At 53.2% G+C, this 26729-nt stretch carries 25 protein-coding genes; 14 read left to right on the forward strand and 11 right to left on the reverse strand.

Features of this window, described 5'->3' with window-relative positions:
- Window positions 1–41: 41 nt before the first annotated feature.
- Window positions 42–719, forward strand: a complete 678-nt coding sequence (locus V5G20_RS05670; RefSeq protein WP_003391715.1) for a TetR/AcrR family transcriptional regulator — start codon at window positions 42–44, stop codon at window positions 717–719.
- An 11-nt stretch (window positions 720–730) separates the two neighbouring features.
- On the opposite strand, the gene V5G20_RS05675 is transcribed toward V5G20_RS05670, so the two are convergent.
- From V5G20_RS05675 to V5G20_RS05685, 3 genes are read right to left on the reverse strand one after another with little or no spacing between them, the layout of a single operon-like run.
- Window positions 731–2173: a sigma-54 dependent transcriptional regulator gene (locus V5G20_RS05675; RefSeq protein WP_338463262.1), complete on the reverse strand. Its 1443-nt coding sequence runs from the start codon at window positions 2171–2173 to the stop codon at window positions 731–733.
- A complete protein-coding gene (locus V5G20_RS05680) occupies window positions 2166–3455 on the reverse strand; it encodes an ATP-binding protein (RefSeq protein ID WP_311068066.1) in 1290 nt (429 codons plus the stop codon). Before V5G20_RS05680 ends, V5G20_RS05675 begins: the two co-directional genes overlap by 8 nt.
- 8 nt (window positions 3456–3463) lie before the next feature.
- On the reverse strand, window positions 3464–4612 hold the full coding sequence (locus V5G20_RS05685; protein WP_024983579.1) for an iron-containing alcohol dehydrogenase: 1149 nt from the start codon (window positions 4610–4612) through the stop codon (window positions 3464–3466).
- Between the two features lie 233 nt (window positions 4613–4845).
- Here V5G20_RS05685 and adhP point away from each other — a divergent pair, with 233 nt between their 5' ends.
- From adhP to V5G20_RS05700, 3 genes are read left to right on the forward strand one after another with little or no spacing between them, the layout of a single operon-like run.
- Window positions 4846–5859, forward strand: a complete 1014-nt coding sequence (gene adhP, locus V5G20_RS05690; protein ID WP_003391711.1) for an alcohol dehydrogenase AdhP — start codon at window positions 4846–4848, stop codon at window positions 5857–5859.
- A 29-nt stretch (window positions 5860–5888) separates the two neighbouring features.
- A complete protein-coding gene (gene adh / locus V5G20_RS05695) occupies window positions 5889–7409 on the forward strand; it encodes an aldehyde dehydrogenase (RefSeq protein ID WP_003391710.1) in 1521 nt (506 codons plus the stop codon).
- 35 nt (window positions 7410–7444) lie between these two features.
- The gene (locus V5G20_RS05700; RefSeq protein WP_122958197.1) at window positions 7445–7798 is read left to right on the forward strand and encodes a DUF779 domain-containing protein; all 354 of its coding nucleotides are present in this window, start codon (window positions 7445–7447) and stop codon (window positions 7796–7798) included.
- A gap of 311 nt (window positions 7799–8109) precedes the next feature.
- Here V5G20_RS05700 and V5G20_RS05705 read toward each other — a convergent pair whose 3' ends face one another.
- Entirely contained in the window at window positions 8110–8487 is a 378-nt protein-coding gene (locus V5G20_RS05705; RefSeq protein WP_172920678.1) for a VOC family protein, read from the reverse strand.
- On the reverse strand, window positions 8459–8611 hold the full coding sequence (locus V5G20_RS05710; protein WP_155807957.1) for a hypothetical protein: 153 nt from the start codon (window positions 8609–8611) through the stop codon (window positions 8459–8461). Before V5G20_RS05710 ends, V5G20_RS05705 begins: the two co-directional genes overlap by 29 nt.
- A 153-nt stretch (window positions 8612–8764) precedes the next feature.
- On the opposite strand from V5G20_RS05710, the gene purU reads away from it, so the two are divergent.
- Window positions 8765–9664 carry a formyltetrahydrofolate deformylase gene (gene purU, locus V5G20_RS05715; RefSeq protein ID WP_003391707.1) on the forward strand — a complete coding sequence of 300 codons (900 nt, stop codon included), beginning with the start codon at window positions 8765–8767 and terminating at the stop codon, window positions 9662–9664.
- A gap of 329 nt (window positions 9665–9993) precedes the next feature.
- On the opposite strand, the gene V5G20_RS05720 is transcribed toward purU, so the two are convergent.
- Window positions 9994–10617 carry a LysE family translocator gene (locus V5G20_RS05720; RefSeq protein WP_024983577.1) on the reverse strand — a complete coding sequence of 208 codons (624 nt, stop codon included), beginning with the start codon at window positions 10615–10617 and terminating at the stop codon, window positions 9994–9996.
- 382 nt (window positions 10618–10999) lie between these two features.
- On the opposite strand from V5G20_RS05720, the gene V5G20_RS05725 reads away from it, so the two are divergent.
- From V5G20_RS05725 to V5G20_RS05750, 6 genes are all read left to right on the forward strand, one after another.
- A complete protein-coding gene (locus V5G20_RS05725) occupies window positions 11000–13435 on the forward strand; it encodes a hypothetical protein (protein WP_338463263.1) in 2436 nt (811 codons plus the stop codon).
- A 12-nt stretch (window positions 13436–13447) separates the two neighbouring features.
- The gene (locus V5G20_RS05730; protein WP_122957766.1) at window positions 13448–14068 is read left to right on the forward strand and encodes a pentapeptide repeat-containing protein; all 621 of its coding nucleotides are present in this window, start codon (window positions 13448–13450) and stop codon (window positions 14066–14068) included.
- A 168-nt stretch (window positions 14069–14236) separates the two neighbouring features.
- Window positions 14237–15091, forward strand: coding sequence for a polymorphic toxin type 47 domain-containing protein (locus V5G20_RS05735; RefSeq protein ID WP_338463264.1), 855 nt, complete (start codon window positions 14237–14239; stop codon window positions 15089–15091).
- 4 nt (window positions 15092–15095) lie between these two features.
- Window positions 15096–15611, forward strand: coding sequence for a hypothetical protein (locus V5G20_RS05740; RefSeq protein ID WP_338463265.1), 516 nt, complete (start codon window positions 15096–15098; stop codon window positions 15609–15611).
- Window positions 15612–15657: 46 nt separating this feature from the next.
- On the forward strand, window positions 15658–16440 hold the full coding sequence (locus V5G20_RS05745; RefSeq protein ID WP_157211861.1) for a hypothetical protein: 783 nt from the start codon (window positions 15658–15660) through the stop codon (window positions 16438–16440).
- 11 nt (window positions 16441–16451) lie between these two features.
- Window positions 16452–16703, forward strand: coding sequence for a hypothetical protein (locus V5G20_RS05750; RefSeq protein WP_003391210.1), 252 nt, complete (start codon window positions 16452–16454; stop codon window positions 16701–16703).
- Window positions 16704–16888: 185 nt separating this feature from the next.
- Here V5G20_RS05750 and V5G20_RS05755 read toward each other — a convergent pair whose 3' ends face one another.
- Complete coding sequence (locus V5G20_RS05755; protein WP_152562180.1) at window positions 16889–17215, reverse strand: hypothetical protein; 327 nt, start codon at window positions 17213–17215, stop codon at window positions 16889–16891.
- Between the two features lie 231 nt (window positions 17216–17446).
- On the reverse strand, window positions 17447–18343 hold the full coding sequence (locus tag V5G20_RS05760) for a LysR family transcriptional regulator (RefSeq protein WP_024985373.1): 897 nt from the start codon (window positions 18341–18343) through the stop codon (window positions 17447–17449).
- 117 nt (window positions 18344–18460) lie between these two features.
- Between V5G20_RS05760 and V5G20_RS05765 the strand changes: the two genes are divergently transcribed.
- A complete protein-coding gene (locus V5G20_RS05765) occupies window positions 18461–19681 on the forward strand; it encodes an MFS transporter (protein WP_327969781.1) in 1221 nt (406 codons plus the stop codon).
- On the opposite strand, the gene V5G20_RS05770 is transcribed toward V5G20_RS05765, so the two are convergent.
- The 3 genes from V5G20_RS05770 to V5G20_RS05780 all read right to left on the reverse strand — a co-directional run bounded on the left by V5G20_RS05770 (window position 19622) and on the right by V5G20_RS05780 (window position 21926).
- Window positions 19622–20329, reverse strand: coding sequence for an alpha/beta hydrolase (locus V5G20_RS05770; protein ID WP_003391219.1), 708 nt, complete (start codon window positions 20327–20329; stop codon window positions 19622–19624). The two genes, V5G20_RS05765 and V5G20_RS05770, sit on opposite strands and share 60 nt — an antisense overlap.
- A 210-nt stretch (window positions 20330–20539) precedes the next feature.
- Complete coding sequence (locus tag V5G20_RS05775) at window positions 20540–21196, reverse strand: CoA transferase subunit B (RefSeq protein ID WP_003391222.1); 657 nt, start codon at window positions 21194–21196, stop codon at window positions 20540–20542.
- Window positions 21197–21233: 37 nt separating this feature from the next.
- The gene (locus tag V5G20_RS05780) at window positions 21234–21926 is read right to left on the reverse strand and encodes a CoA transferase subunit A (RefSeq protein WP_003391224.1); all 693 of its coding nucleotides are present in this window, start codon (window positions 21924–21926) and stop codon (window positions 21234–21236) included.
- 289 nt (window positions 21927–22215) lie between these two features.
- Between V5G20_RS05780 and V5G20_RS05785 the strand changes: the two genes are divergently transcribed.
- Both V5G20_RS05785 and V5G20_RS05790 read left to right on the forward strand, forming a co-directional pair.
- On the forward strand, window positions 22216–23454 hold the full coding sequence (locus V5G20_RS05785) for an efflux RND transporter periplasmic adaptor subunit (protein ID WP_024985369.1): 1239 nt from the start codon (window positions 22216–22218) through the stop codon (window positions 23452–23454).
- On the forward strand, window positions 23447–26695 hold the full coding sequence (locus V5G20_RS05790) for an efflux RND transporter permease subunit (protein ID WP_338463266.1): 3249 nt from the start codon (window positions 23447–23449) through the stop codon (window positions 26693–26695). The genes V5G20_RS05785 and V5G20_RS05790 overlap by 8 nt, the downstream gene beginning before the upstream one ends.
- Window positions 26696–26729: the final 34 nt, after the last annotated feature.

The raw sequence follows: 26729 nt of genomic DNA on the forward strand, positions 1-26729 counted from the left end.
TGCACGAGTGCAATGATAGAGAAGGATGGAGGAGCGAGGCCGTGGATTCTGGTAAATCGTTTGAAGAGAGTCTGTTGCAGTTCGTCGAGGAGCTGAAGGACGAGAGCGAAATGACGGAAAAGCAGCGCAGCATCATGCAGGCGTCGATCAAGCTGTTTGCGACCAAAGGCTTTCATGCAAGCTCGACAGCGGAGATCGCCAAGGAGGCGGGCGTGGCGGAAGGGACCATTTTCCGCCACTACAAATCCAAGAAGGACATTTTGCTGGCTGTCGTGGCGCCTGTCCTCGTCAAAATTGCCACCCCGTTTATCCTCCGTGATGTGCGGGAGATTTTCAACAGACAAAAAGAGCTTTCGTTCGGCGAAATTCTTCAGGAGCTGTACCAAAACCGCTTGAGCCTGGTGGCGGCCAACGAGAAGCATGTCCGCATTTTGCTGCAGGAGGCGTTTTTCCACGACGAGATTCGCGAGACGCTTTTGTCTACGGTCTTTCAGGAAATCAAGCGGCTTGCCGCCCAGTTGATCAAGGATCGGACGGAGGCAGGCGAGCTGCGGCCGCTCCCGTCTGATGCCGTGTTCCGGGCGATCCTCTCCTCCCTGATTGGTTTGGTGCTGTTCAAGCATGTGACCGATCCGGACGAGTTTGCCAAGCGCACGGACGAGGAACAGGTCGCAGCCACGGTGGATATTCTGTTGTACGGTATCGCCAACCGTCCATGACAGTATGTTCCTTACTCTTTTTCATTGAGGATGTAGCGGAGCGTACGCTTGGAAATGCCCAGCTTTTCGCTGAGCAGCTGCCTGTTTCCGTCCGTCTCTTTAAGGCCTTTCAGGATGATGTGACGGCCGATCTCTGTCTCCAGCCTGCGAATTCGTTCCATTAGCTGCTCAAAATGAATCTCGTCTACCGACCCAATCCGGTCGACGACGCTCTCGACAAAGCGGATCGCTTCCTGCTCCACAAAACGGTGGACAGCAAGCGGTCCGTTTGTATTTGCGAGGGAACGAGGCGAGCTTTCGACGATATTTGCGGGCAGGTGTTCCGGCAGCAAAACCGAGCAATCGTGTATGGCAGCGGTTTGGTTCATTACGTTGAGCAGCTGCCGCACATTTCCCGGCCAGTGATAGGCTGTAAGCAGGGCCATCGCTTCCGCATCGACCCGGCGTGTGCCGCCAAATTTCTTTTCCAGATAGTCCTGGACGATGAACGGTATATCATCGGGCCGCTCCCGCAGCGGCGGGATGGACAGCTTTACCCCCTCCAGCCGGTACAGCAAATCGGCGCGATACCCGTTCTTTTCCACTTCCTGCTCCAGACTTCGGTTCGTCGCCGAGATGAACCGGATGTTGCTCTTCAACGTCTGCTCCCCGCCGATGCGCATGAACTCGCCCGTCTCGATGACGCGCAGCAGCTTGACCTGAATGGACAGGGGAGCCTCTCCGATCTCATCGAGGAACAGGGTGCCATTATGGGCCAGCTCAAAAAAGCCTTTCCGCGCCTTTACGGCTCCTGTAAAGGCCCCTTTTTCATGGCCGAACAATTCGCTCTCCAGCAGCGTTTCCGGGATCGCGCCGCAGTTTATGCCGACGAAGGGGAAGGATGACCGCGTGCTTGTACCGTGGAGAAAGCGGGCCATCAGCTCCTTGCCGGTGCCGGTCTCGCCCTCGATCAGGATATTGATTGCCTTTTTGGCCAGCTTCTCGGCGAGGGACAATACTTTCACCATGGGGCTTGCCGGTGCGTAAACCATGCCGTAGTGGCGGGCTGTCTGGGCCAGCCGATCATAGCGCTCGGTGCTTTTCTCCAGGACGGAAAAGATGGCCGTCTCCAGGCTGTCCAGGTCGTCAAAAGGCTTTTCCAGGTAGTCTCTGGCACCGAGCTGCATGGCGGTGACAGCGGATTTGATCGTGCTGTAGCCGGTCATGACCATGGCTTCGCACGCGGGAAACCGGTTCTTGATGGCCGTCAGCAGCTCCAGTCCATTGGCATCGGGCAGCTTCAAATCAATCAGCGCCAACTGATACCCGGCGGAAGCGTTGTCTGCGAGCAAAAGCTCCACTTCTTTTCCAGAATGGGCGACGGTCACATGGCAGTTTTTCGCCTTGAGAAAATACGTAAAGAAGGAAGTCACTTCCACTTCGTCATCGATGATGAGTACGTTTTTCCTATTCACCGTCATTCTCCTCATGAGCTGTAGTTGGCAGCAGCAAGGTGAAGCAGCTGAACTTGCCCGCCTCGCTTTGGGCCATCAGCTTGCCGTCGTGGGACTCGGCAATGCCCAGACTGACCGACAGGCCGAGTCCCGTTCCCTTGGCTTGCTCCTTGGTCGTAAAAAAGGGATGAAAGATTTGCGGAAGATGCTCTTTTTCAATGCCGACGCCGTTGTCGTGAACGGATAAGCCGACAAATGGGCCTTCTGGCAAAAAGGTTTGGAAGGTTTCGATGGTGATCGTCGGTGACGGCACACCTTGAAGGGCGTCGCGGGCATTGAGCAAGAGATTGATGATGATCTGTTCGATCTGGTGCCGGCTGCCCCGGAAAAGCAGCGGCTTGTCCGACCGTTTTTTGGCGATGGTCACCCCGGAGACGGTAAGCTGGTAGCCGATCAAGCCGAGAACATCCTCGACCAGATCGTTCATGTTCAGCCGCTCGAAGGGATATTCCTCCTGCCTGGAGAAGGTCAGCAGATTTTGGATGATCTTCTTGGAACGGACACCGCATTGATATATATCGTTCATCATTTGCGAATACGGCTCTGTCTTGATTTCCCTCATCAGGAGCTGAATGTTGCCGAGAATCGCCGTCAACGGGCTGTTCAACTCGTGAGCCACGCCCGCTGCCATCTCGCCGATTGCTGCCATTTTCGCCGATTGAACAAGCTGTGCTTCGATTTTCACTTTCTCGCTCACATCTTTGAACAAAATCATGTTTTCCACGGAAACGCCGACGTGCTCGGCGATTTGCTGGAACAGGACAAGGTGCTCGGAATCATTTTCGACAGGTGTATCGTGCAGCAGCGTGAGAAAGCCGAATACGCGCTGCAGCCTGCTTTGCAGCGCAACCGATGTCACATGGCAGTCCGGATGCTCCGTTTGAAGCAGGGCGTTCAACTGTTCGGTGCTGACAGGTGTTTTTTGCTGAAGCGGACGCGTAACTGTACGGCAGTGCCAGTCATCCTGCTCGCGCTGTGCGATGTGGGAAAACATCATCGCTCGCTCGACCAGGGTAAGGATGAACTGATCGAACGGGATCAGCCGGGAAAGCTGCTCGGCCAAATAGAGACTGACTTCCGTCCAGTCGGCGTCTACCTGGATTTTGGTCAGGCGATTCATAACCTCCAGCTGTCGGTTTTTCTTTTTCATCTCATCGACGACGAGGTTGAGCTCCTTATAGTACGTTTTGCGCGACGATTCCACGCCGGTCAGCTTTTCGAGGATTTCCCTTTTGTGATGCATACGTCCTCCTACATGGCTTTTTGGAACAGGGCCTTGACGTCTTCTGCGCTCATGTCGCGGGGATTGGTGGCCATGCATACGTCCTGAACGGCGTTGCGGCTCAATAGCTCGATATGCTCGGGCTGCAGGCCCAATTCGGACAAAGTGACAGGGATCTGCAGGTCGCCGGTGAGATTGGTAACGGCTTTCATCATCAGCCGCGAAGCATCGTGGAGGCTGAGTCCGGCGACGTTTTCACCCATCGCTTCCGCCATCTTGCGGTATTTTTCCGGAGCGGCAATGTAATTGTATTCCAGCACGTAGGGAAGCAGAATCGCGTTCACCTCGCCGTGTGGAGTATCCAGCAGGCCTCCGAGCTGATGCGACATGGCGTGAACGGCCCCTAAAATGGCGTTGGAAAAGGCGATGCCGGCTTGCAGACTGGCCATCGCCATCGCTTGCTTGGCTTCGAGATTGTATTGGCTGGCAACAGAAGGCCGCAGGTTTTGGGAGATGATCCGCATCGCGGAAAGAGAGAGCACTTCGGTTAGCGGCGTGGCGGCCAGCGAAATGTAAGATTCGATAGCATGGGTCAGGGCATCGATGCCGGTGTTGGCAGTCAGCCGGCCGTCCTTTGTCATCAGCGTCTGTGGATCGATGATCGCGATGTCGGGAATCAGCGACTTGGAGATGATCGCCATTTTCACCTTGCGGGCAGAGTCGACGATGATTGAAAATTGCGAAACCTCAGAGCCGGAACCGGCTGTGGTCGGAAGCATCACCATGGGCGGCAGAGGCCGTTCGATTTTGTCCACGCCTTCGTATTGAAGAATGCTTCCGTCGTTGGTGCCGAGCAGGGCGATTGCTTTGGCTGCATCCATCGCGCTGCCTCCGCCGACGCCGACGATGGCGTTGCATTCGTGGGCACGGTATTCCGCGGCACCGGCGTGAACCTCGTAGTCTTTCGGATTGGGGGTCACATGGGTCCAGAGGTGGTAATCCAGGTTGCTCTCTTTTATATGCTTGATGGCCTGCTCTGCCCATCCGGCATCAAGGACTCCCGGGTCGCTGACGAGAAAGACCTTTCTGGCGCCCAAGCGGCTCAAGCTTTCCCCGATCTGGCTGATCGACTGGTTGCCAAAAATGATTTCCGGAGTGGCGAACTTGGATATTTGCATCTGAACACCCCTTTATTTCCAAATTAGCTGTTCTCGTTTTCATTGTAATATATGCCTGAAATCGTTTCCAAGGACAAATCGTCGGCTGATGGGCCGTTATTTTGTCCCGGGTGCCAAAATTTTGGCCGAACCTGCATATTTTTCCTGAAAATTGGTATTATTTAGAACTGGCATGTTGGTTGCATGAAGAAAACTCCAGAGTGACCCACTCAATTTTCAAGGAGGGATTCTTCATGAAAGCAGCAGTCGTCAATCAGTTTCACGAGAAATTGGAAGTGAAGGAAGTGCCTGTTCCAGAAATTGGTCCAGGGGAGGTGCTGGTAAGGATCAAAGCATGCGGCGTCTGCCATACGGATCTGCACGCAGCTCACGGGGACTGGCCCGTCAAGCCGAAGCTTCCGGTCATTCCCGGTCACGAAGGCGTCGGGGTCGTCGAAAAAGTGGGAGAGGGAGTCGCCTCCTTGAAGGTGGGAGACCGTGTGGGCATCCCCTGGCTGTACTCTGCCTGCGGCGAGTGCGACTATTGCCTGACCGGCTGGGAAACGCTGTGCCAGAAACAGCAGAACGGCGGATACTCGGTGGACGGCGGCTATGCGGAGTACTGCAAGGCTCCGGCAGCCTATGTAGCCAAAATCCCGGACGGAATCAGCGATGTGGATGCAGCTCCGATCCTTTGCGCCGGCGTCACGACATACAAGGCGCTCAAGGTAGCAAATGTAAAGCCGGGCGAGTGGGTGGCGATTTACGGCATTGGAGGACTGGGACATTTGGCGCTCCAGTACGCCAAGGCGATGGGCTACAACGTGGCGGCGGTAGACATCCACGATGAGAAGCTGGAGCTGGCCAAAGAACTGGGAGCCGATGTCACGGTGAACGGGGCCAAGGTCGATCCGGTTCAGGCGATTTCCGAAGAGATCGGCGGCGCGCATGCAGCGATCAGTGTTGCCGTTACCAAAAAGGCTTTTGAACAGGCGTACCGTTCCGTTCGGCGCGGGGGCTCAGTCGTCGTCGTCGGTCTGCCCAATGACGAGTTGCCGATCCCGATCTTTGACACCGTATTGAACGGCGTTTCGGTAAAAGGGTCGATTGTCGGCACGCGCAAGGATATGCAGGAGGCGCTTGAATTCGCCGCCCGCGGAAAAGTGAAGGCCATTATCGAGACACAGCCGCTCGACAAGATCAACGAAGTGTTTGACCGGATGGTAAAAGGACAGATCAACGGACGCGTCGTTCTGACGATGGAGTAAGCGGGTAATTTATGGGAGGGATTTTGAGGATGATCTACACACAGCCGGGACAACCCGCCAGCAAAGTAACGTTTCGCACGCGCTATGAAAACTATATTGGCGGCGAGTGGGTAGCTCCTGTACAGGAGGAGTATTTTGAAAACGTTTCCCCGGTCAATGGAAAGGTGTTCTGCGAGGTAGCCCGGTCCCGGGCGGAAGACATTGAAAAGGCCCTGGACGCTGCCCATGCTGCAAAGACAGCGTGGGGCAGTACGTCTGTCGCAGAGCGAGCCCTTATTTTAAACCGGATCGCAGACCGGATGGAGGCAAATCTGGAGATGCTGGCCGTGGCGGAGACGTGGGACAACGGCAAGCCGATTCGCGAGACGCTCAATGCCGACCTGCCGCTTGCCATCGACCATTTCCGCTATTTTGCCGGTGTCGTTCGGGCCCAGGAGGGAACCATCAGCCAAATCGACAATGACACGGTCGCCTACCATTTCCATGAACCGCTGGGCGTGGTGGGGCAGATCATCCCCTGGAATTTCCCGCTCTTGATGGCGACGTGGAAGCTGGCTCCGGCGCTGGCGGCAGGCAACTGCGTCGTCCTGAAGCCGGCAGAGCAGACACCCGCCAGCATCATGGTGCTGATGGAGCTCATCGGGGACCTGCTGCCGCCCGGCGTGGTCAACGTGGTCAACGGCTTCGGCATCGAGGCAGGGAAGCCGCTCGCCACCAACAAGAGAATCGCCAAGATCGCCTTTACCGGGGAAACCACGACAGGGCGTCTGATCATGCAGTACGCTTCCGAGAACATCATTCCCGTGACGCTGGAGCTGGGCGGCAAGTCTCCGAATATCTTTTTCAAAGATGTCTTTGACCAGCAGGATGCTTTTGCCGACAAAGCCCTGGAAGGCTTCACGATGTTCGCCCTCAATCAGGGCGAAGTGTGCACCTGCCCGTCCCGCGCCTTGGTACAGCAAAGCTTTTACGGGGAGTTCATCGAGAGAGCCGTCGAGCGGACCAAACAAATCAAACAAGGCAACCCGCTGGATACGGAGACGATGATCGGGGCCCAAGCGTCCAGCGATCAGCTAGAGAAAATTCTTTCCTACATCGATATCGGCAAGCAGGAAGGGGCAGAGGTGCTCACCGGGGGCGAGCGAAATGTGCTGCCGGGCGATCTGGCGGACGGATACTATGTGAAGCCGACGATCTTCGCCGGGAACAACAGCATGCGCATTTTCCAGGAGGAAATCTTTGGACCAGTCGTGTCGGTCACTTCCTTTGCAGATTTTGACGAAGCGCTGGCGATCGCCAACGACACGCTCTACGGCCTCGGCGCAGGCGTCTGGACGCGTGACATCAACACGGCTTACCGGCTCGGACGCGGAATCCAGGCGGGCCGTGTCTGGACCAACTGCTATCACGCCTACCCGGCCCACGCGGCCTTTGGCGGATACAAACAGTCAGGCATCGGCCGTGAAACGCACAAGATGATGCTCGGCCACTATCAGCAAACGAAAAACCTGCTGGTCAGCTACAGCCCGAATGCACTCGGATTTTTCTAATTGGTGAGAGAAGTCATCATACGGAGGGCAAAGTGATGGTCCAAAAGGTAGTAGCGACTCCGGAAGCGCTGGTCTGGATCGACAAGCTCCGAGAGCAGCATGGCCCGCTCATGTTTCACCAGTCAGGCGGCTGCTGCGATGGCAGCGCTCCGATGTGCTATCCCCAAGGGGAGTTCCGGGTGGGCGATCAAGACGTGCTCCTCGGGGAAATCGGCGGCTGTCCGTTCTACATCGGAGCAGCGCAGTACGAATACTGGAAGCACACGCAGCTTATCATCGACGTCGTAGTCGGCAGGGGCAGCGGCTTTTCTCTGGAAGCTCCTCACGGCGTCAGGTTCCTCACTCGTTCGCGCTGTTTTACGGAGGAGGAAGGGCAGGGGGGAGTATAGCGGGTCGAAGGACAGGAGAAAGATCAGAGGATCTGATGTTTAAAAGAAATCTGGGTAATCTCACCATACTATGCGTGACTTATCAGATGGAAATCAATCTGAGGCAGGATTCAGGATTGAAAAGAACTTAGGTGGATAAAGGCTCCGGGACCAAGAAAGTCCTGGGGCTCTTTCATTTCTCCTTTGTAAAATTCAATCATTTGCCGGTCATAGAGGCGGACTCTTCCTTCATGAAGCAGCCGAAAACGAGCGAGCGTTCATCTTGAGAAGGTAGTTGAAAAACACACTGGTTAAGCACTTTGTTTTTTCAGCTATCGGCAAACCCCTAAAGGATTTCCGTCCGGGTCGTAAAAAGTAAAAAATCGGGTAGCCCCTTCACCGCCAATCGAATTGACTTTCACTCCCTGCTCAATCAAAAGCTGGTGAGTTTTTTCAATGTCATCCGAAATAAAGTTGTAGTATTTGCCTGCGCCGAAGTTATTTTCGGGAAACTCCATCGGCTGGTGTTGTACCGTTTTTACAAGGCATACGACCGTTTTTGACTCATCTGAAATCTTCAAAACAGCCGCTTCCGCTTCCACATAAAGAAGTTTGAAGCCCAATTTTTCTTCGTACCACTTGGCAGATAATCCAGGGTTTTTGACCGGAATAAATACACCTTCAATCCCTTTTAACAGCGGTTGCGGCATTTTGCTTCTCCTCTTCGGTAAAATTTTTGTAAAAGATGTTCGCTTCAGCTATTTGGAATTCCTCTTTCAAACAAGCGGGAACGGGAGGTTTTTCAAATAGGTTTGTTACTTCTTCAAACAGCATCCTGAGCAGTTTTCTCCTTTTTCATCTCCTCCACTAAGGTTTGAGCAAAGCCTTCTTTATTACATGCCAATCAAAAAAGTTCGCTCGGAGCATCAATGTCGGACATGATATAATGTCAAAAACATTTTCAAGCAAAGTTGGAGGAGTAGAACCATGCATCTTTTGTCAGAGAGAGAATGGCTGGCGTACCGGCAAAAGAACAAGGATCGGGCCCGCATGCTGATTTCCTGCCCCGATCGCGCCGGGATCGTCGCCGCTGTATCCCATTTCCTGTTCGAACAGGGAGCCAATATCGTTCAGTCCGACCAGTACACGACCGACCCGGAAACAGGCCGCTTTTTCATGCGCATCGAATTCGACGTCGTCAATCTGGCCGAGCGCTATGAAGCGATCAAGGAGTCGTTCCGCCCGGTCGCGGAAAGCTTTTCGATGGAATGGTCGCTGGTCGAGGCCAACCGACGCAAAAAAATGGCCATCTTCGTTTCCAAGGAAGACCACTGTTTGCTCGAATTGCTCTGGCTGTGGAAGTCGGGTGCCCTGCATGCCGACATCGAGGTCGTCATCAGCAACCATCCAGACATGAAAGAGACGGTGGAGTCCTTTGGCATTCCATATCGGCACATTCCCGTCCTCAAGGATCGCAAGGCCGAGGCGGAGGAAGCCCAGTTGGCCGCTGTGCCGGACAATGTCGACCTTCTGGTGCTGGCTCGCTACATGCAGATTTTGTCCCCGCGCTTCTTGCAGGAGTACCCGATGCAAATCATCAACATTCACCATTCGTTCCTGCCTGCATTCGTCGGAGCCAAGCCTTATGAACAGGCGTACCGCCGTGGCGTTAAGCTGATCGGAGCGACAGCCCACTACGTGACGGAGGAGCTGGACGCAGGCCCGATCATCGAGCAGGATGTGCAGAGAGTGACGCATCAGGAGGATGTGGAAACGCTCAAGCAGTTGGGGCGTCAGGTAGAGCGGACCGTGCTGGCGCGTGCCGTCGGCTGGCATCTGGAGGACCGTGTACTGGTGTATGGCAACAAGACGATTGTTTTCCCGTAACGGCCTCAAAGGATAAGGCGAGAAAGCGCTCCATCCGTGAGCTTATATTTTCGCAGATACAGAGAAGCTCCCATTCCAGGAAGGAAGGGAGCTTGCTATTTCGCCCTTCCTGACAGGAAGGGCGTTTACATTTGTTGGAAAAGCTTGGCTTGCGGTCGAACCATCTGCATTTCTTTTACGGCAAAAGACTGGGGTGGGATCAGGAAGCAGGAGACAGGAAACAAGCAACCAGCAACCAGCTTTCCCTTGGACGGCTGTATGCTGGAAAGCCTGCCGTTTCACTTCGTTTCTGACATGACAGTTACCGAATGTCAACTTGCCCCAGCGGTTTACGGCTGTTTCTCCAAGGCAAGCTTGACGCCGAATCCGAGCAGAGCCACGCCTGTCATCCCCTGAATCACGCGCTGTGTCGACGGTTTTTTCATCCAGGCCCGAATCCAGTTGATGAAATGGATATAAAAGAAGAACCAGATGACTGTCAGGACCGTATAGGTAAGTCCCATGGCGAGAAATTGCCAAAAGGCGCCGGTACCCGGCTTGACAAATTGGGGCAGGAACGTCAGAAAAAAGACGGCGACCTTCGGATTCAGCACATTGGTGAGAAAGCCTTGAAAAAAGTGAGATTTGTGCTTGTAGGCATTTTCGCTTGTCTCATCCCCGCCAGTCGCTTTTCTTCGCAGCGACCACAGGGAGGTAATCCCCAAATAGATCAGATAGATGGCCCCGACGTATTTGAAGATGGAAAACAGAAACGCTGACTTGACCAGGATGGAGGAAAGCCCGAGAGTAACTGCGAGCGTATGGATCATCAGCCCCCCGGCACTTCCCAGAACGGTTTTCATGCCCCCCTGTTTTCCTGCCGCCAGTGTATTTTGCGTAATCAGTCCTGTGTCTGGTCCGGGAAGGATGATCAGCAGAATGGACATCAGAATAAATAAAGAATAATTCTCCATACGAACCTCCCGCTGTGTGACTTTGGCGTTTATCATAACACGGAGGAGGAGTCGGATTCTATATTTTCCGACTTGTGAAAAATCTTTTTATCAGGATCGTCTTCACAGGAGCGCCTCCTGTCTTGAAAGTGGTATCAAAGAAGTGGCCAGCACTTCAGGCGTTCCAAATTACCTTCCATTAATCACAAAGAGAAAATGATTAATTGATTGTTAACTCCGGCCTTTTTCCTGTTTCGCAGGCATAAGAGCCCTCCTCTTGCTCCGTTGTACCCACTGGATTTTCATACTTTTGCTGCATGTGGCCTTTTCATCCAAATACTACCATATGGAAAAGAAACGATTGCAGAAAAAGGAATGTCCGGAGAAATAAGGAGGAGCACTGGTGATTCGGAAGCACTATTTGTTATTGATTCTGGCAATGATTCTTTGTCTGCCGCTGGCCACGTATGCGGCAGACAAGCCAAAGCCAAACATGCTGCGCGCAGATGAGCGAAATGATGCGATTTCGGGCGGAACAGCAAGAGCTGGGGCACCTCCCGACGAGCTGATGAGATTCAGGATCATGTACGCGACATATGCGGAAGGAATGTGGGACGGGCGGATACCGGGCCATTTGCGCGGGGATGGGGATGACCTAGGCAGAGGCGGAGACGACCGGGGCAAAGGCGGAGACAACCTGGGCAGAGGCGGAGACGACCGGGGCAAAGGTGGAGACAACCTGGGCAAAGGTGGAGACAACCTGGGCAAAGGTGGAGACGACCTAGGCAAAGGTGGAGATGACCGAGGCAAAGGCGGAGACCCGGAGCACGGTACTCCAGCCCATGAAAACACCCGCGCTCCTTTTGATCCTACAGCCAGCGATCTTGACCCAAAAAGCGGCGACCCCGATGGGAAAGGCGACGAACTGAAAGCAAAAGAGGGCAAGCCAGGCTTTTGGGACTGGCTGATCGGCGGAGCCTCCGAAGCGCTCGACAAAGGCTTGGAGCTTTGGGAGTCCACCGTGGACAGCGTAAAGGAAACAGTAAAGGACGCTATTGACACCGTCGTAGATACTGTGAAAGACGTCGCGACTACCGTCGTTGACGCGGTCGTCGATGCAGGAAAATGGGTTGCGGACCACTGGGAGGTCGTGTTGGTCACGACAGCAGGTGTCGCCCTCACCGTGGGCGGCGTGTTCTTTCCGCCGCTGCTGCCGTTTGGCGTCTCGATCCTGGTCGGCGAAGGGATATCCGGTGTGATCGGGTACGCCTTTGGCATGCGCGGCGATGAGCTGCTGCGGGAAATGGCGCTTGGCGGCGTACTGTCGGCAGCGGGCTTTGGTGCTGGCGCTTTAATCGGCAAAGCGGCCACGGCAGTCGCTCGCCTCAAACCGGTGGCAAATGCCCTTGGCAAAGCGTCCGCCTTGACGAGCCGGGCTACCAGCGCTGTCCGGACCGCCGTTGGCAAAGGAGCGCAAGCGGCAGGGGCGGCAGCCAGATGGGTGCGGCAAACCTCGGTTGGCCGTGCCGCAGCCCGCTTGGGAACACAAGCAGGAAATGCGGTACGGTCGGTAACGAGCGCAGCAGGCAAGGCGGGGAATGCTCTTCGCAGCGCTCTGGCAAGCACAGCGAAGCAAGCAGGCGGCGCTCTGAGAGCAGTTACAGCACGCATCGGGCAAACGCGCCTGGCCCAGAGCGCAGCGTCTGTGGCGAAGAATGTAAGAAGTGCCGCCAGCAGCGCAGGAAATGCCGTGAAAAACAGCAGTGTGTACCGGGCAGTGGCCAGCCTCGGACGAAATACGGGGAAAGGCATCGGGAAGCTGGCAAGCAACGTGGGAAGCGGCTTGCGAACAGTAGCGAAGACGACGGGCAGCAAAATGCAGTCCATCGTCCAGACTGTGAAAAAGACGGCACCTGTCCGGGCTGTCGCAGGGTTCACGAGAAAAGCGGGCACACAAATCAGCCAGGGCTTCCGGCAAATCGGCAGTGCGATCTCCCGCAGCTTGGCAACGACAGTCCTGCGGAACAAAACGGCGGGGGCTGGCGAAGGCTTTGCGGTCAGCGTGATGGATGACCGGGCGCGCGGGAAAAAGGTGGATTACCGCAAGGCGGTAATTGCTGCGGCCATCGGGGCGCTGCTGGTGACCGGCGGATCGATTGGACTAAACAAAGCGTATTCTACCGGGCAGGAAACGGCGCAGGCTGTGGTGAAGAGTGGTGCTGAGCAGGCCGAGGATAGTCTGAAGGCTGTGCTGCGAGGTGAGGGAACGGGTGACCCTTACGATCTTCTGAGACAACATGGCGTACCGACGACTTTGACGGATGAAGAGATTGCGGCGGCAAGAGCTGTGGATTTGCGGATGCAGCTTAAAGGGACAGATAATGGTGGTAGTAAGGTAAGCCTTTATGATGAAGCTGGAAATTATACCGGAGGAAGAACTCAGAAGGAACTTGACGATTTAGCAGGCGATCCTTCTCATGGTGGTAAAATTAGGGATCAAGGTTTGAAAGAAAGAGAGATAGGACTCGAGTTGGAGCAACAAGGCAAATTAGGGAAGATTATACGTGATCCACAAGGTAATGGTGGGGCAGAATTTATTGATATAACAAATAATGTAAAATGGGATGTTAAAAGTTTCGTATCTTATCCGAATGGTCATACATCACCTAAGAAAGGGGCATTTACAGTAAGTAACGGAATGAAGGCTATTAATAAAGAACTGGATAAAAATTATAATGTAATTGTGGATACGCGTGACATGATTCCCGAACATGTTGCGCAATTAAAAGGGGCAGTAGAGGAAGCTGGAATATCAGATAGGATTATTTGGTATCCATAAGGGAGGTTAGGTATGACAACTGATAAAAGAGAAATTCTCGTTCAATTAGAATCGCACCGTCTTTGGATTGAAACTATTGGAGAACAAGGTGAAAAACTGGGTTTGGATGAGATAGATTTGCGAAATATGGATTTAACCCAGTACCCACTAGACCAAGCATATATTACAGCTTGTATCTTTGATGGCATGGATTTAAATCATAAAGATCTCTCATCATCTTTACTATGTTCATCAACTTTTATATCAGCAAATTTAGAAGGAGCAGATTTCTGTAAATCTAATGTTTCGTATGTGAATTTCACAAATGCCAATATTAAAGCTGCTAGACTTGCTGATAGTGAATGTATTGAAACGCTGTTTGTTAAAGCTGATTTATCAGACGCTAATTTAATAGCTGGTCTTTTTGATGAGACGGATTTTCGTAGCGCAATTTTAAGTAATGCTGATATAAGATTAGCTACGTTTGAAAGAGTATTATTAAAAGGAGCTAAATTAACTGGAATTCGGGGAATAGAAGAGGCGTTTATAAAAAGCATCAATATTGGGACGCCAGAACAACCAGTAATTCTAGTAGGTGAAGAAGCCAGGAAATGGCTACAAGATAATAGTTTGAATAATGAGAGTAGAATTTAAGGAATACACTCAGATACGCAAGCCCTTAACATCACTAAGGGTAGATCATACAATACGACTAACAAACCATAAAGACTTCCAAACACTTAATAAACTTTCAAAGGCTTATTCCAACTTACACCATGAGGGGGAAAGCCTCTTTTTTATATTGTCCATTGTTTTTTATCCATGCAGACAGTGAAAAAGACGGCACCTGTCCGGGCTGTCGCAGGGTTCACGAGAAAAGCGGGCACACAAATCAGCCAGGGCTTCCGGCAAATCGGCAGTGCGATCTCCCGCAGTTTGGCAACGACAGTCCTGCGGAGCAAAACGGCGGGGGCTGTCGAAGGCTTTGCGGTCAGCGTGATGGATGACCGGGCGCGCGGGAAAAAGGTGGATTACCGCAAGGCGACGATTGCGGCAGCCATCGGGGCGCTGCTGGTGACCGGCGGATCGATTGGACTAAACAAAGCGTATTCTACCGGGCAGGAAACGGCGCAGGCTGTGGTGAAGAGTGGTGCTGAGCAGGCTGAGGATAGTCTGAAGGCTGTGCTGCGAGGTGAGGGAACGGGCGACCCTTACGATCTTCTGAGACAACATGGCGTACCGACGACTTTGACGGATGAAGAGATTGCGGCGGCAAGAGCTGTGGATTTGCGGATGGAGCTTAAAGGGACGGGGGAAGATTTAACTGGTAATAACTGGAAGTTTGATCCGGAAAAAGATGTAGATTTACGTGGGTCTGGCAAAACTTATAAAGATGGACTTGATGAAGCATTTAAGCGTACAGGTCTTTCTAGAGATCAATTTACAGTAACAAAGTGGGGGAAAGATATAAACGGAAAAAGTGTGCCTGTAGAGTGGTCAGGACCTGGAGGTGCAAGTGTAACCATGGATATACCAGAATGGAATAATGTTAAACCTAATGGAGCTTTGGGGGAAGGCCCTCATCAACCTCACATAGGTTATCAAACACCCGGAAAAGGCGCTAATAGAATTAGGGGACATATCTTTATAGATGATGTTCCAGCAACAAGGAGATGAGTTTATGAATGTTAAACCAAATACTCAGGAATTAGCTGAAGTTGGTAAAAATTTAGGTATAGAAGTAGTTATATTGGATGAGAAAGATTCTAAACAATACATTAACAGAGTAATAGACATTTTTACTCCTTTTAAAATTACGGGACACTTATCGATTGGGAAAGAAACTCTGACTATTCCGTTGGAGGGAAACGAGTTTTCATACTCAAAATACTTAAAGAGTGAACCTGCTTACATTTTCTTTGATCAAGAAAGTGGTGATAGGAATACAGTTGTTGTAGTAAAGGATGCCAAATTGGTTGGAGAATTAATGGAAAACTCATATGGTATGGAGTACTTTGTATCGAATGAAAAATCGGATTTCCTAATTGCTGTAAATTGGTATGTTATAGAGGTTGCTGGATCGGCAATAGAATCCCTAAATAAATTAAACTCAACTGGTGAATTCATACTTTCTATATCTAGACGGGGAAGAAAATGCAGATTAATTTTCAAAGGCGCATTCCAACTTGAACAATGAGAAGGAATGAGCCTCTTTTTATACCGAAATGCACCATTTTTTGACGATGAAAAATATGACGGCACCTGTCCGGGCTGTCGCAGGGTTCACGAGAAAAGCAGGCACACAAATCAGCCAGGGCTTCCTGCAAATCGGCAGTGCGATCTCCCGCAGCTTGGCAACGACGGTCTTGCGGAGCAAAACGGCGGGAGCTGGCGAAGGCTTTGCGGTCAGTGTGATGGATGACCGGGCGCGTGGGGAAAAGGTGAATTACCGCAAGGCGGTAATTGCTGCGGCCATCGGGGCGCTGCTGGTGACCGGCGGATCGATTGGACTAAACAAAGCGTATTCTACCGGGCAGGAAACGGCGCAGGCTGTGGTGAAGAGTGGTGCTGAGCAGAGTGGATCAAAATTCTTGTTACCTATTGATTTACAGTATTTTTCTTCCAAGGGGACGAGTGAAATTCAGACTGGTGGTAGAGAACTGTCCCTGAAAGAATGGCTTCGTCAAGAAGAAGAAGCTATCAAAATGTATGACTCAATAAGAAATTCTACATCAGATGTTAGTACCATTGCGAAGAATACTGGTATACCGGAGTGGCGTATTCAACGGATTAAGGAACATGTATTTATTAAAGAACATGCAAAATCAAGTGGGTATGGACGATTCGACCCTGATTATGAAATTGCTCAAGCATGGCAGAGGTTGCAGAATGGTACACATACTCAAAAGGATATTGAACTACTTAATCACGAAATTTTTGAATCAAAATTTGAAGGTATGTTTAAGACGGATTACGAAAAAGCACATTCTGCCGCTGAAAAATCAGGGAGAGTATGGAGACCTTAGGAGGTATCAATATGGCGTCATTTGTACTATTGCTGAAAGATTATGAGGATGAGGAGAAGGTTGTTTATCATTTTGGGCCGAACGAGCAAATATTGGGAAAAATTGAATTGAACAAAAAGAGCGAAACTATTAGGGAAATTGAACCAGTATTAAACTCAACCCACGAATCGAAATTTTATTTTGACAGGGCGGCTCAAAGACTGGCTAGATGTTTGTATAAAGAAGGGGGAGTATTTCCAGATAAAGCTACATTTGAGTCATAATCATTACTCCCTAGCATAGAGGGGCGGCTACCCAGTGCCGAACGAACCACTTTACCTCATCATCACCAACATAATCTTTGTTCTATCTGTAGGAAGTATTCACGAATATTGATGTACGTACAGAATGTTTGGAAAAAGTATCCCTATTTAACGTAATAGCGTTACACGAAACAGGTCAATTATGGTCAGATACCGCAATAATAGACCTGTTTTTGTTGTCTTCGCTCAGCGGCGGCCATTGACACCGTTGTAGATACTGTGAAAGACGTCGCGACTACCACCGTCGTTGACGCGGTCGTCGATGCGGGAAAATGGGGCAGCAGCTCGTCGCCGCGCATGCCAAAGGCGTACCCGATCACACCGGATATCCCTTCGCCGACCAGGATCGAGACGCCAAAGGGAAGCAGCGGCGGAAAGAACACGCCGCCCACCGTGAGGGCGACACCTGCTGTCGTGACCAACACGACCTCCCAGTGGTCCGCAACCGGAGGATCGATTGATGTGGCTGACAAGTTCTATTTTAATCCAGAACAAAAGAAAGTTATTCAATAGCATAACAAAAAACAGGTCAATGATGGTCAGATACCGCCATAATAGACCTGTTTTTTGTCATGTTGATTTCCTGGCAGTTTTTTCAAATATGCTTGCAACTCTCTCCGTACATAAAGCGATAAATAGGATGAAAGGAACATCGTGCAACTTTTGTGTGGTGCCTGCAAAATCCAGCTCAGTCAAACTTAAAGCTAGTGGTCAACATTCCTGCCAAGAACCAGGTCAAGAAAGCGCGCAGCAATGGGACCAATCTCTTCATCCTCCAGCCGTGTACATATGTATACCGGACGCTCGATCTCAACGCCGGTAATACGGACGCGGCCAACCTCCCCTCGCTGCACCAAATCGCTGACAGCCGGTTCTGGTGCCAGCATGGCGCCATACCCGGCCTTGACGGATTGAATGGATTCAACCAAGCCGTGGTACTGCAGCCCGACTCTCGGCGGGGCGACCCCATGCTCCCGGCAGAGCGAGAACAGCTTTTCGCGTGTAGAGCTGCCCGTTTCTCTCAGCAGAAACGGCTCCCGCATCAAAACCTTCAGGGGAACCTCCTGACCAGCGAGAGGATGGTCGCGAGGCACGACAAACCAGTATTCTACATTCGTGATCAGCTCTTTTCTGACAGGGTGGTCGTCCCAGGACTCGTTCGTGATCACGGCGACGTCAGCTTGATTGCGGAGCAGGCGCTGGAGCGATTGCTGGGAATTGCCCGTGCGCATTTCCACCTCCACCTGCTCATAACGTCGTTTAAAAGAGGCCAGCCAGGCGGGAACAAAATACAGCGAGGGCAGAAAGGTTGAGGCGACCCGCAGCCGGCCGCGCATGCCAGACTTGACGTCTTCCCACTCCGCTTCCAGCTCTTTTTCCCAATCAAAGATGCGGCGTGCCCGCGCATACAAAAATTGTCCTTCCTGAGTAAGGACGATGCCTCTGCCTTTCGGGGCCAGGAGCCGTTTTCCCAGCTCTGCTTCCAGCTTGCGAATCTGTGCGGATACCGCCGGTTGGCTAATCGACAGGGAAGCGGCCGCAGTTGTCACGTTTCCTTTGGAAGCCACCTCGACAAAGATGCGCAGGGCGTGCAGATTCATACGCTCTCTCTCCAATCATCCATTTTGTTTATGAATCAGGCGAAAATATGTATTGGAACTGATTGATTCTACCTCGTAGTGTATAGAGAGAAGACAGAGAAAGTAAAGGGGAACGGCATGGATCATTCAAGGAGTAGAGAAACAGGAAAAAAAGAAGTCGTCATGCTCTCAATCGTGACGGCTCTCTGTTTGTTGGGAGACTCGATGCTGTACGTCGTTCTCCCGCTGTATTGGAAAGAGGCAGGGCTGGAATCTCTTTGGGAAGTAGGGGTGCTTCTTTCGATCAATCGCCTGGTGCGCGTGCCGCTGAATCCGCTGGTCAGCAAATGGTACGAGCGCTCCGGCGGACGCTCCGGCTTGCTGCTGGCTGTCGCGCTCACCTTTGTCAGCACCGCTGCCTATTCGCTTCAAGGCTTTTGGCTCTGGCTGATCATGCGGGGGGTATGGGGGCTTGCCTGGACGTTTCTGAGGCTGGGGGCATTTGCGCTCATCGTGGAGGTCGCAGATAACGGCAACAGAGGGCATTTCATGGGGCTTTACAACGGATTGTATCGATTGGGCAGTCTGGTCGGGATGGTCCTCGGAGCCATTTTGGCGGCATGGGGCGGCATTCAGACGGCTGCGCTCGTGTTTGCAGGTGCCTCATTGCTTGCGTTTTTCCCGGTGCTTTTCTCCATTCGGCCATCGTTCGTGAAAGAACCGCGGATGTCTTCGGCCCCATCGTCTGAGGCTGTCTCTCTTTTTCGTTGGCCAAAGGGGATGGCGGCAACGATGTTGACCGGCTTATTTGTCGCGATGTGCTACCAGGGCATGTTTACGGCTTCCCTCAGCAGGCTGATTGAGCTTTTTCATCCGACGATGGTGATAGGCGGAATTCTGATCGGCTCGGCGGTGATCTCCGGAGCGGTGCAGGGAGCTCGCTGGCTGTGGGAACCGTGGCTGGCGCCCTGGTTTGGAAGGCTGTCGGATCGATACGGACGCGGCAAGCTGTTTGTCATTTCGATGCTGGCAGCGTCCATTCTTTTCATCTGTGTCGCAGAGGGCCTTTCCTTGCCGCTTTTTTTGCTGGCTCTGCTTGGAATACAGGTAACCGCCACCATTTTGACCACAGTCATGGACACACTGGCGGCGGATGACGCGTCTCGCCGGGAAAACAGTTCGTCAGCGATGATGGTCTATTCGGTCATGACCGATTTGGGGGCGGCGCTAGGGCCAATGCTTGCCTTCTGGGTAGAGGAAAGGGCAGGCTTGCCGTTGCTGTTCACGGGCATGGGCGTCTCATTGCTTCTCGTTTCCCTCGGGTGGCGGAGCAGGAGAGTGCTCGCGTACCGCAGCTAGAACCCGGGCAATGGCGTCATCCCGGTCGGCATCGTGAAAAATCATATGACCGGAACGATCATACCAGGTGATATGTGGAGCGCAAGAGGGGGAAACGCTGCTGGCCAAATGCTCGGCGCTGCGAGCCTGAACAGTGTCATCCCGGCGCGACTGCAGCAGGACGTAAGGGATCGAAACCTGCGGCAGAATCGCTTTCGTCTCGGCAAGCAACTGACGGAACTGCAGCATGCTGCGGACAGGAATTTTGACCAGTCCCTGTACATACCTGCGCGAGTGGGAAGAAAAATCCTCGCGCAAATAAGCAAGCGCCTGTTCGACATCCCAGTAGGCGTAAGGCGTATTGATGGTAATCAAAAGCCGCGCCGGATAGCGGTGGACGAGGTTGATGGCGAGCAGGCCGCCCATGGAAAAACCGATCACGATGATCTCCTGGGCGCGCAGGGAAAGGCGTTTGTAGGCTTCGTCTGCGGAACGCAGCCAGTCCTTGCGCGTGCTTTTGGCAAGTACCCGTCTGTCCAGCCCGTGTCCTTCCAGTGTGGGGCATTCTACGTGATACCCTTCGGCGCGCAGAGCGTTGGCCAGGGGGAGTACATCGCGGATATCTCCAGCGAATCCGTGCAAAACAAGACAACCGACAGCAGGCATCATCGGGAATTCTCCTTTCCGATCCGGTAAAAAGCGAATGTTTTTCTCTCTTGCTATTATACACATAATGGAAAATCACTGTTGAATGAGCAAATGCAAGCGCGAATCCATTTCAGCCGATTGCTGGCAAAACGCTGCTGCAGTCCCGTAAAAACCGCATCCATTTTGCCAAGAAAAAACCGCCAGGATTGTTCCCGGCGGCATTCTTTATGCCTAGACCTTGACTGTTTTTAACTCGCTGGACACCAACAGCTTTGGCTGCGTGCAGGCCTGAATATCCTCCGGCGTGTAGCCTTCCGCTACTTCCACCAGCAGCAGACCTTCCGGGGTCACGTCCAGCACGGCCCGGTCGGTGATGATCCGATTGACCACTCTTTTTCCGGTCAATGGCAGGGCGCACTCGTTTAAAATTTTCGGCTCGCCGTGCTTGTTCACATGATCCATGATCACGACGATTTTCTTGGCGCCGTGCACCAGATCCATGGCGCCGCCCATGCCCTTGATCATCTTGCCGGGGATCATCCAGTTGGCGAGGTCGCCGGCAGCGGATACTTCCATCGCGCCGAGGATGGCCAGATCGATGTGGCCGCCGCGGATCATGGCAAACGATTCGGCACTGGAGAAGTAAGCGGCGCCCGGTATTGCCGTGACCGTTTCTTTTCCGGCGTTGATCAGATCGGGGTCTACCTCGGACTCAGTGGGGTAGGGACCGATCCCGAGCAGTCCGTTTTCAGACTGCAGCACGACGGTCATCCCCTCGGGAATGTAGTTGGCCACAAGCGTCGGCATGCCGATTCCCAGATTTACATAAAAGCCGTCCTGCACTTCCTGGGCGGCGCGCATCGCAATTTGTTCACGCGTAAGAGACATAGCGTTGTCCTCCTTCGTTCATACTGGGTGGCTCCCGTTATTGACGCACCGTTCTGCGCTCGATCCGCTTTTCAAAAGAGGGGGCCTGGATCAGGCGCTGCACGTAAATGCTCGGCGTGTGAATGTGATCGGGATCAAGCTCGCCCGTCTCCACGATTTCCTCTACCTCGACGATCGTTATTTTCCCCGCAGCTGCCATCATCGGGTTGAAGTTGCGAGCCGTTTTGCGGAAGACGAGGTTGCCCATCTTGTCTGCCTTCCACGCCTTGACCAAGGCGAAATCGCCTGTGATGCCATATTCGAGCAAGTATTCCTTGCCGCCAAAGTCGCGGGTCTCTCTGCCCTCTGCGACTGGTGTTCCTACTCCAGCAGGGGTGTAGAAGGCGGGAATTCCGGCACCGCCTGCCCGAATCCGTTCAGCGAGTGTACCCTGCGGCGTCAGCTCCACTTCCAGCTCTCCCGAGAGGAACTGCCGCTCGAATTCCTTGTTTTCGCCAACGTATGAAGAGACCATCTTTTTGATCTGCTTTTCCTTGAGCAAAAGGCCAAGACCCCAGTCGTCCACGCCGCAGTTGTTGGAGACGACAGTCAGGTCCTTCACGCCCTTGTCTCGCAAAGCAATGATCAGATTCTCAGGAATTCCGACGAGACCGAAGCCGCCGACCAAAAGGGTGGCTCCGTCGTGGATGTCAGCCACGATGTCCGCGTAGGACGTGTAGATTTTTGCCATGAAGCTCACTCCCACCATCAAAATTGAACTGCACACAGCTGAAAGCGTTGTCAAAAATGGAATCCCTCTGAAAACGGAGATGCTGCGAACTGAAAAGCGTGAGGATTTCCACTTTTTCTACTATAATAACAGGAAGAGTTACAAACGAGTGACGAACGCAGCCGGAGATTAATAAAGAAAAATAAAAAATGACAGAAAAGTGGTACAAATAATCCGACCCTTCTGTAAAATATATTTTGTCATTTTATGTTCATTTTAGGGAAAAAAGTTTTGAGCAGGAGCTGATGGAATGAAAAAATGGATCGGGCTCACGCTGGTTGCGCTGTTGCTGACGGGGTGCGGGAAGCTGAGTGAGAGCGTACAAAGTTTGAAGCGGCTGGAAGAAGAGACAGTCATCAAGGTAAAGACCGTAAACGCTTATACAGTTGAACCGCCGCAAGACGGATTGACACAGGAAATTTCCGGCGTGATCTCGCCTTTGAAAGAACTCTCGCTTTCATTTGCACGTTCGGGAAAAATCGCGCAAATATTTGTGCAAAAGGGCAGCGAGGTCAAAGCGGGACAAACCCTGGCTTCTCTCGATACGTCGGTATTCCAGCAGGAAGTGTCTGCCGCTCAGGGGCAAGTAGCCAGTGCCAGCGTCCGCCGCGCCAAGACCTTGCAGGGACCCGAGCAGCATGAGCTGGAGACGCAGCGGCTGCAGGTGGAAAAAGCAAAGCAGAACGCTGCCAAGGCTGCCGAAGAGCACGCCCAGGCACAGCTTTTGTATGCAAATGGCGCGATTGCCAAGGATGAGCTGGATCGATTGGCACTTGCCGACAGGCAGGCCGCAATCGCTTTCCAGGAACAGCAGATTCGCTATGACGAGCTGAAAAAAGGCGCCGACAAGCTGGAGATCGAAGCGGCCAACGCAGAAGTCCAGCAGGCCAATGTCCAGTTGACGCGAGCTCGTCAGGAAGCGGCTGACGCGGTGCTGAAGGCTCCTTTTAACGGAGTGGTTGCGTCGATTGCGCAGACCGAGTCGGAGCAGACCGGACCGGGAAGCGAAGTCATCCGTCTGGTGGATACATCGCAGTGGCTGGTCAAGCTGCAAGTGGACAGCGGGCAGATCGGCAGTTGGCAGAAAGGCAAGACGGTGGTGGTCAAGGCAGCGGACGGTACGGAGGCGGAGGGGGTCGTCTCCTTTGTCGCGCCTGTGATGGATACGGCGACCGGCACCTATCCGGTGGAAGTGACTGTCCGGGAAAAAGCGGACCACTGGAGAGGCGGAATGGCCGTAACCTGCGTCTACCAGGTAAAGACCAACAACTCCTTGTTTGTACCCGTCACAAGCGTAGGTGTTGCCGAGGAGTCCTACTACGTCATGAAAATTGTAGAAAACACGATTAAAAAGCAGCCTGTCAAGGTAGGCAATTTGTACGGAACCCATTACGAGGTCTTGGAAGGATTGCAGCAGGGGGATCAGATCGTCTCCTCCGGACTATCCTACGTGGTGGACGGCGAGGCGGTGAAGGTGGAAGATGAATAACCGGACGTTTGCTTCTACATGGCCTGCGTTGGCCAAGCTTTTGGCGCTGGTTTGTTGTCTTTTGGCCGTGGGGGCCGCGCTCCGCATGGAGATCAGGCTTTTCCCCGACCGGCCACTGCCGGAGTATACGGTTCGTTTTACCGCTTCAGGCATGAGCGCGGAGATGGTCGATGAAAAAGTGGCGAGACCCGCTGAGGAGGCGATCCGCTCCACAGGTCTCGCCCTGAAAATATCGGCAAGAGCACAGGCCGGTTCAGCAATGATCACGGTCAAGACACGCAACAGTCTGTTTGGGGACGACCGGGAAAAGCTGGAGAGCAAGCTGCGGGAATTGGCCGCCTCTCTCCCCGTAAGCGACTGGAAGCTTAGCCAGTCCAACCTGGCGGATGATCGCGTTGGCTACTATCTTGTGCATGGCTCCGATGTACAAACGATCTCTGACGCGGCCCGGTATGAAGTGGCCGAAAAAATCGGGGCGATTCCGGGAGTGGCGCGTGTGGAAGTAGACAATACCAGCCTCCGTCAGGAAATGGAGCTGGTATTCCGTCCATCGATGCTGCAGGTATACGGACTGACCCCCGGAGATGTGATCGGCCAGCTTCAGGGAAAAGCTGCCCGGGAACAAGTCGGCAGCGTCGGAACGGGAACGGATCAGACTCACCTTCAATGGTCTGCGGAGTGGACGAGTCCACAGGAACTGGGGAAACAGCTCATCTCTACCGAACGGGGCTACATCCCCTTGAAGACGCTCGTTGACATCCGCGACCTCAGAGGAAGCAAGGGGGAATCCGTGTACGTATACAGAGGAGAGCCTGCTGTCGGTATCACGGTGTACGGAGCAGCAGGCTCCCAGCTTCCCTCGATCCGGGCTGAAGTGATGAATACGGTCAGCGAATTGAACAATGCGGCGAAAGGGCGGTACCAGATTGACCTGGCGGATGACTTTGCCGCCAAATTGACCGCGGCTGTTCGCGATACAGGCTGGCTGGTTATGCTGCTCACACTCGGCACCGCGCTTGCTGTGGGCATCATCCTCCGCAGCCTGATGGCAGGAAGCCTGTCTCTTCTGTCCCAGCTTATGGCCACGGGAGCCTTGCTGGGAGGCATGTGGCTTTGCGGCATACCGCTCACGCTCACCTCGATCGGGCCGGTTGCGCTGTTTGCCGTTTTGTTTGCAGGAGCGGGCGTACCGCTTTTTCACCGGATCGGACAGGAAGGGGTTCCTTCCCAGGAGAATTGCCTGAATCACGCAAGAGAGTTGATGAAGCCGGTCTTGCTTGCGATTGTGATTCTCGCAGCCTGCCTGACCGGGCTGATGACGACAGATATCATGAAGTCTGCTGACCTGCCGCTCCTGCATGACGTGCTGCCGGTAACGCTGATCGGTACGGTGGTAATGCTGGGCGTCTACGGCTTTATCGTTCCGATCCTGATTGCTGCCTGGCTTCCCGAAGGTTTTGGACCAGCACGTCAGGGGAGAGGCGGCAAGTGGACAAAGTATCTGGTTTCCCGCTGGGAGCGAACCGTCGGGCAAAGATTTTTGCCATTTGGAATAGCGTTGGCTGTCTCCTTGATTGCAGTGGTTCTGTTTCATTCATTTGTGCCGGTCGATCCGTACAGCAAAACAGACGGACATAAAAAGACACTCTCCCTGGCGATGATCAAGGGCAGCACCATCGATGAAGCCATGCAGGCTGCCAAAGCAGCGGAAGAGCGTCTGCTGGCTCTCGAGGAGGTACGGGATGTCTATACGGTGGCGTCCAAGGAAAATCTAATTTTCCATCTTCAGTTGGAAGAGAAGGACGAATGGACGCGGACCCGCATTGACCTGGAAAAAGAGCTGGAGAAAAGCTTGAGGGAGATTCCCCGTACCGATCCGTTTGCCATGGTCGTCTCGGATGATCAAAAGACCCGCCTGGAGGTCACGGTAAAGGGGCCGTCTCTCCATACGACCAAAGGCATCGCGATGCAGGTCGTCAGCTTTTTGCAGGAAATGCGCTGGCTGGATAAAGACGGCAAGGAAATCATCACGGATGAGCGTCTCGGTTCCGGTACGACAGGTACGTATATCGCGATCAAACCGAAACAGGATGTGCTTACCCGTTACCGCGTGACGGAGGCCGAAGTACGGCGGCAGATGGAGAGCTATCTTGGAAAGCAGACGGCGGGAAATATGACCTGGAACAGCCAGAGCGTTCCGGTGACAGTCCGCTTTCCCGACAACTGGATGGAGCATGCCGACCAGGTCAAAAACATCTTGATCCGCACTCCGGCGGGAGCCGTTCGCCTGCAGGAGCTGGCCGACTGGTCGCTTACGGATGAACCGCCTGTTTATCAGCGAGAGGACGGCGATTACGTATTTCTGGTAAGCAGCGCCGTTTCCGTACAGAGTTGGATTGAGGGCATCTCGTACTCGATTTCGCACCAGATGGAGGAAGAAACGCCGATTCCGGAGGGGTATCGCATTTTAAGCGCTTCCGAATTGAAAAAAGAGCAGGAAGAGGCAACAAATGACACAGACGCGACCGGACGTTTCCTCGCCGGCTTTGCCGCCATCGCGACGATACTAGTGGCAAGCATGCTGCTTCTGCGCAGAATGCGTGACGGTATCATTGCGCTTGCCCTTTTGCCTGTGCTGTCCGGCGGCGTGATGTTCGGCCTGTTGCTGTTTGACCGGCCGCTGAACGTGATGGGCTTTTACGGCATTGCTGCCGCGGCCGCGATCATGGTGCAGCAAGCCGTGATCTTCCTGAACCGGCTTGCTGAAACAAAAGAGGACGCTGAAACGCTTCTGGATGGAATCAGAGCCCAGGCTGCGAGGTCTGTCCCGGGTCTGATCAGTGTTTTCGCAGCGCTGACAGTTGCCTGCCTGCCGTTTGCCTGCGGACTTGGCAACGGGGATGATCTGCACGCGCCCTTCGCGGCTGCTCTTTTGATCGGAACGCTATTGGCCATCTACGCCGTCATCGTCCTGACACCGGCCATCTATCTCGGTTCCGAGTATCGACGATTGTACAGTCAGCCATTGAGCGTTCCCGCCATCCGGCAGCATCTGCACACCTGGTGGGAAAATGAAAAGGTGCGCCGTCTGGATAGCCGAGGTCGGAAACGAAAGAGTCCGGACGGGCAGCCTTACTCGTATGAAGACTCGGTGCAACAGCCGGCTTCGGAGAGACCGAGAGAGCTGTCCAAAGAAGATTTCTTGCCCTTGTCGGCTTCGCCGCGAGATGCCAACCAATAGCGGTTGGCATTTTCTCGTTTTCACAAACAACTTG

Origin of the sequence: Brevibacillus borstelensis, assembly GCF_036700025.1 — a bacterium.
GTDB classification, from domain to species: Bacteria; Bacillota; Bacilli; order Brevibacillales; family Brevibacillaceae; genus Brevibacillus; species Brevibacillus borstelensis.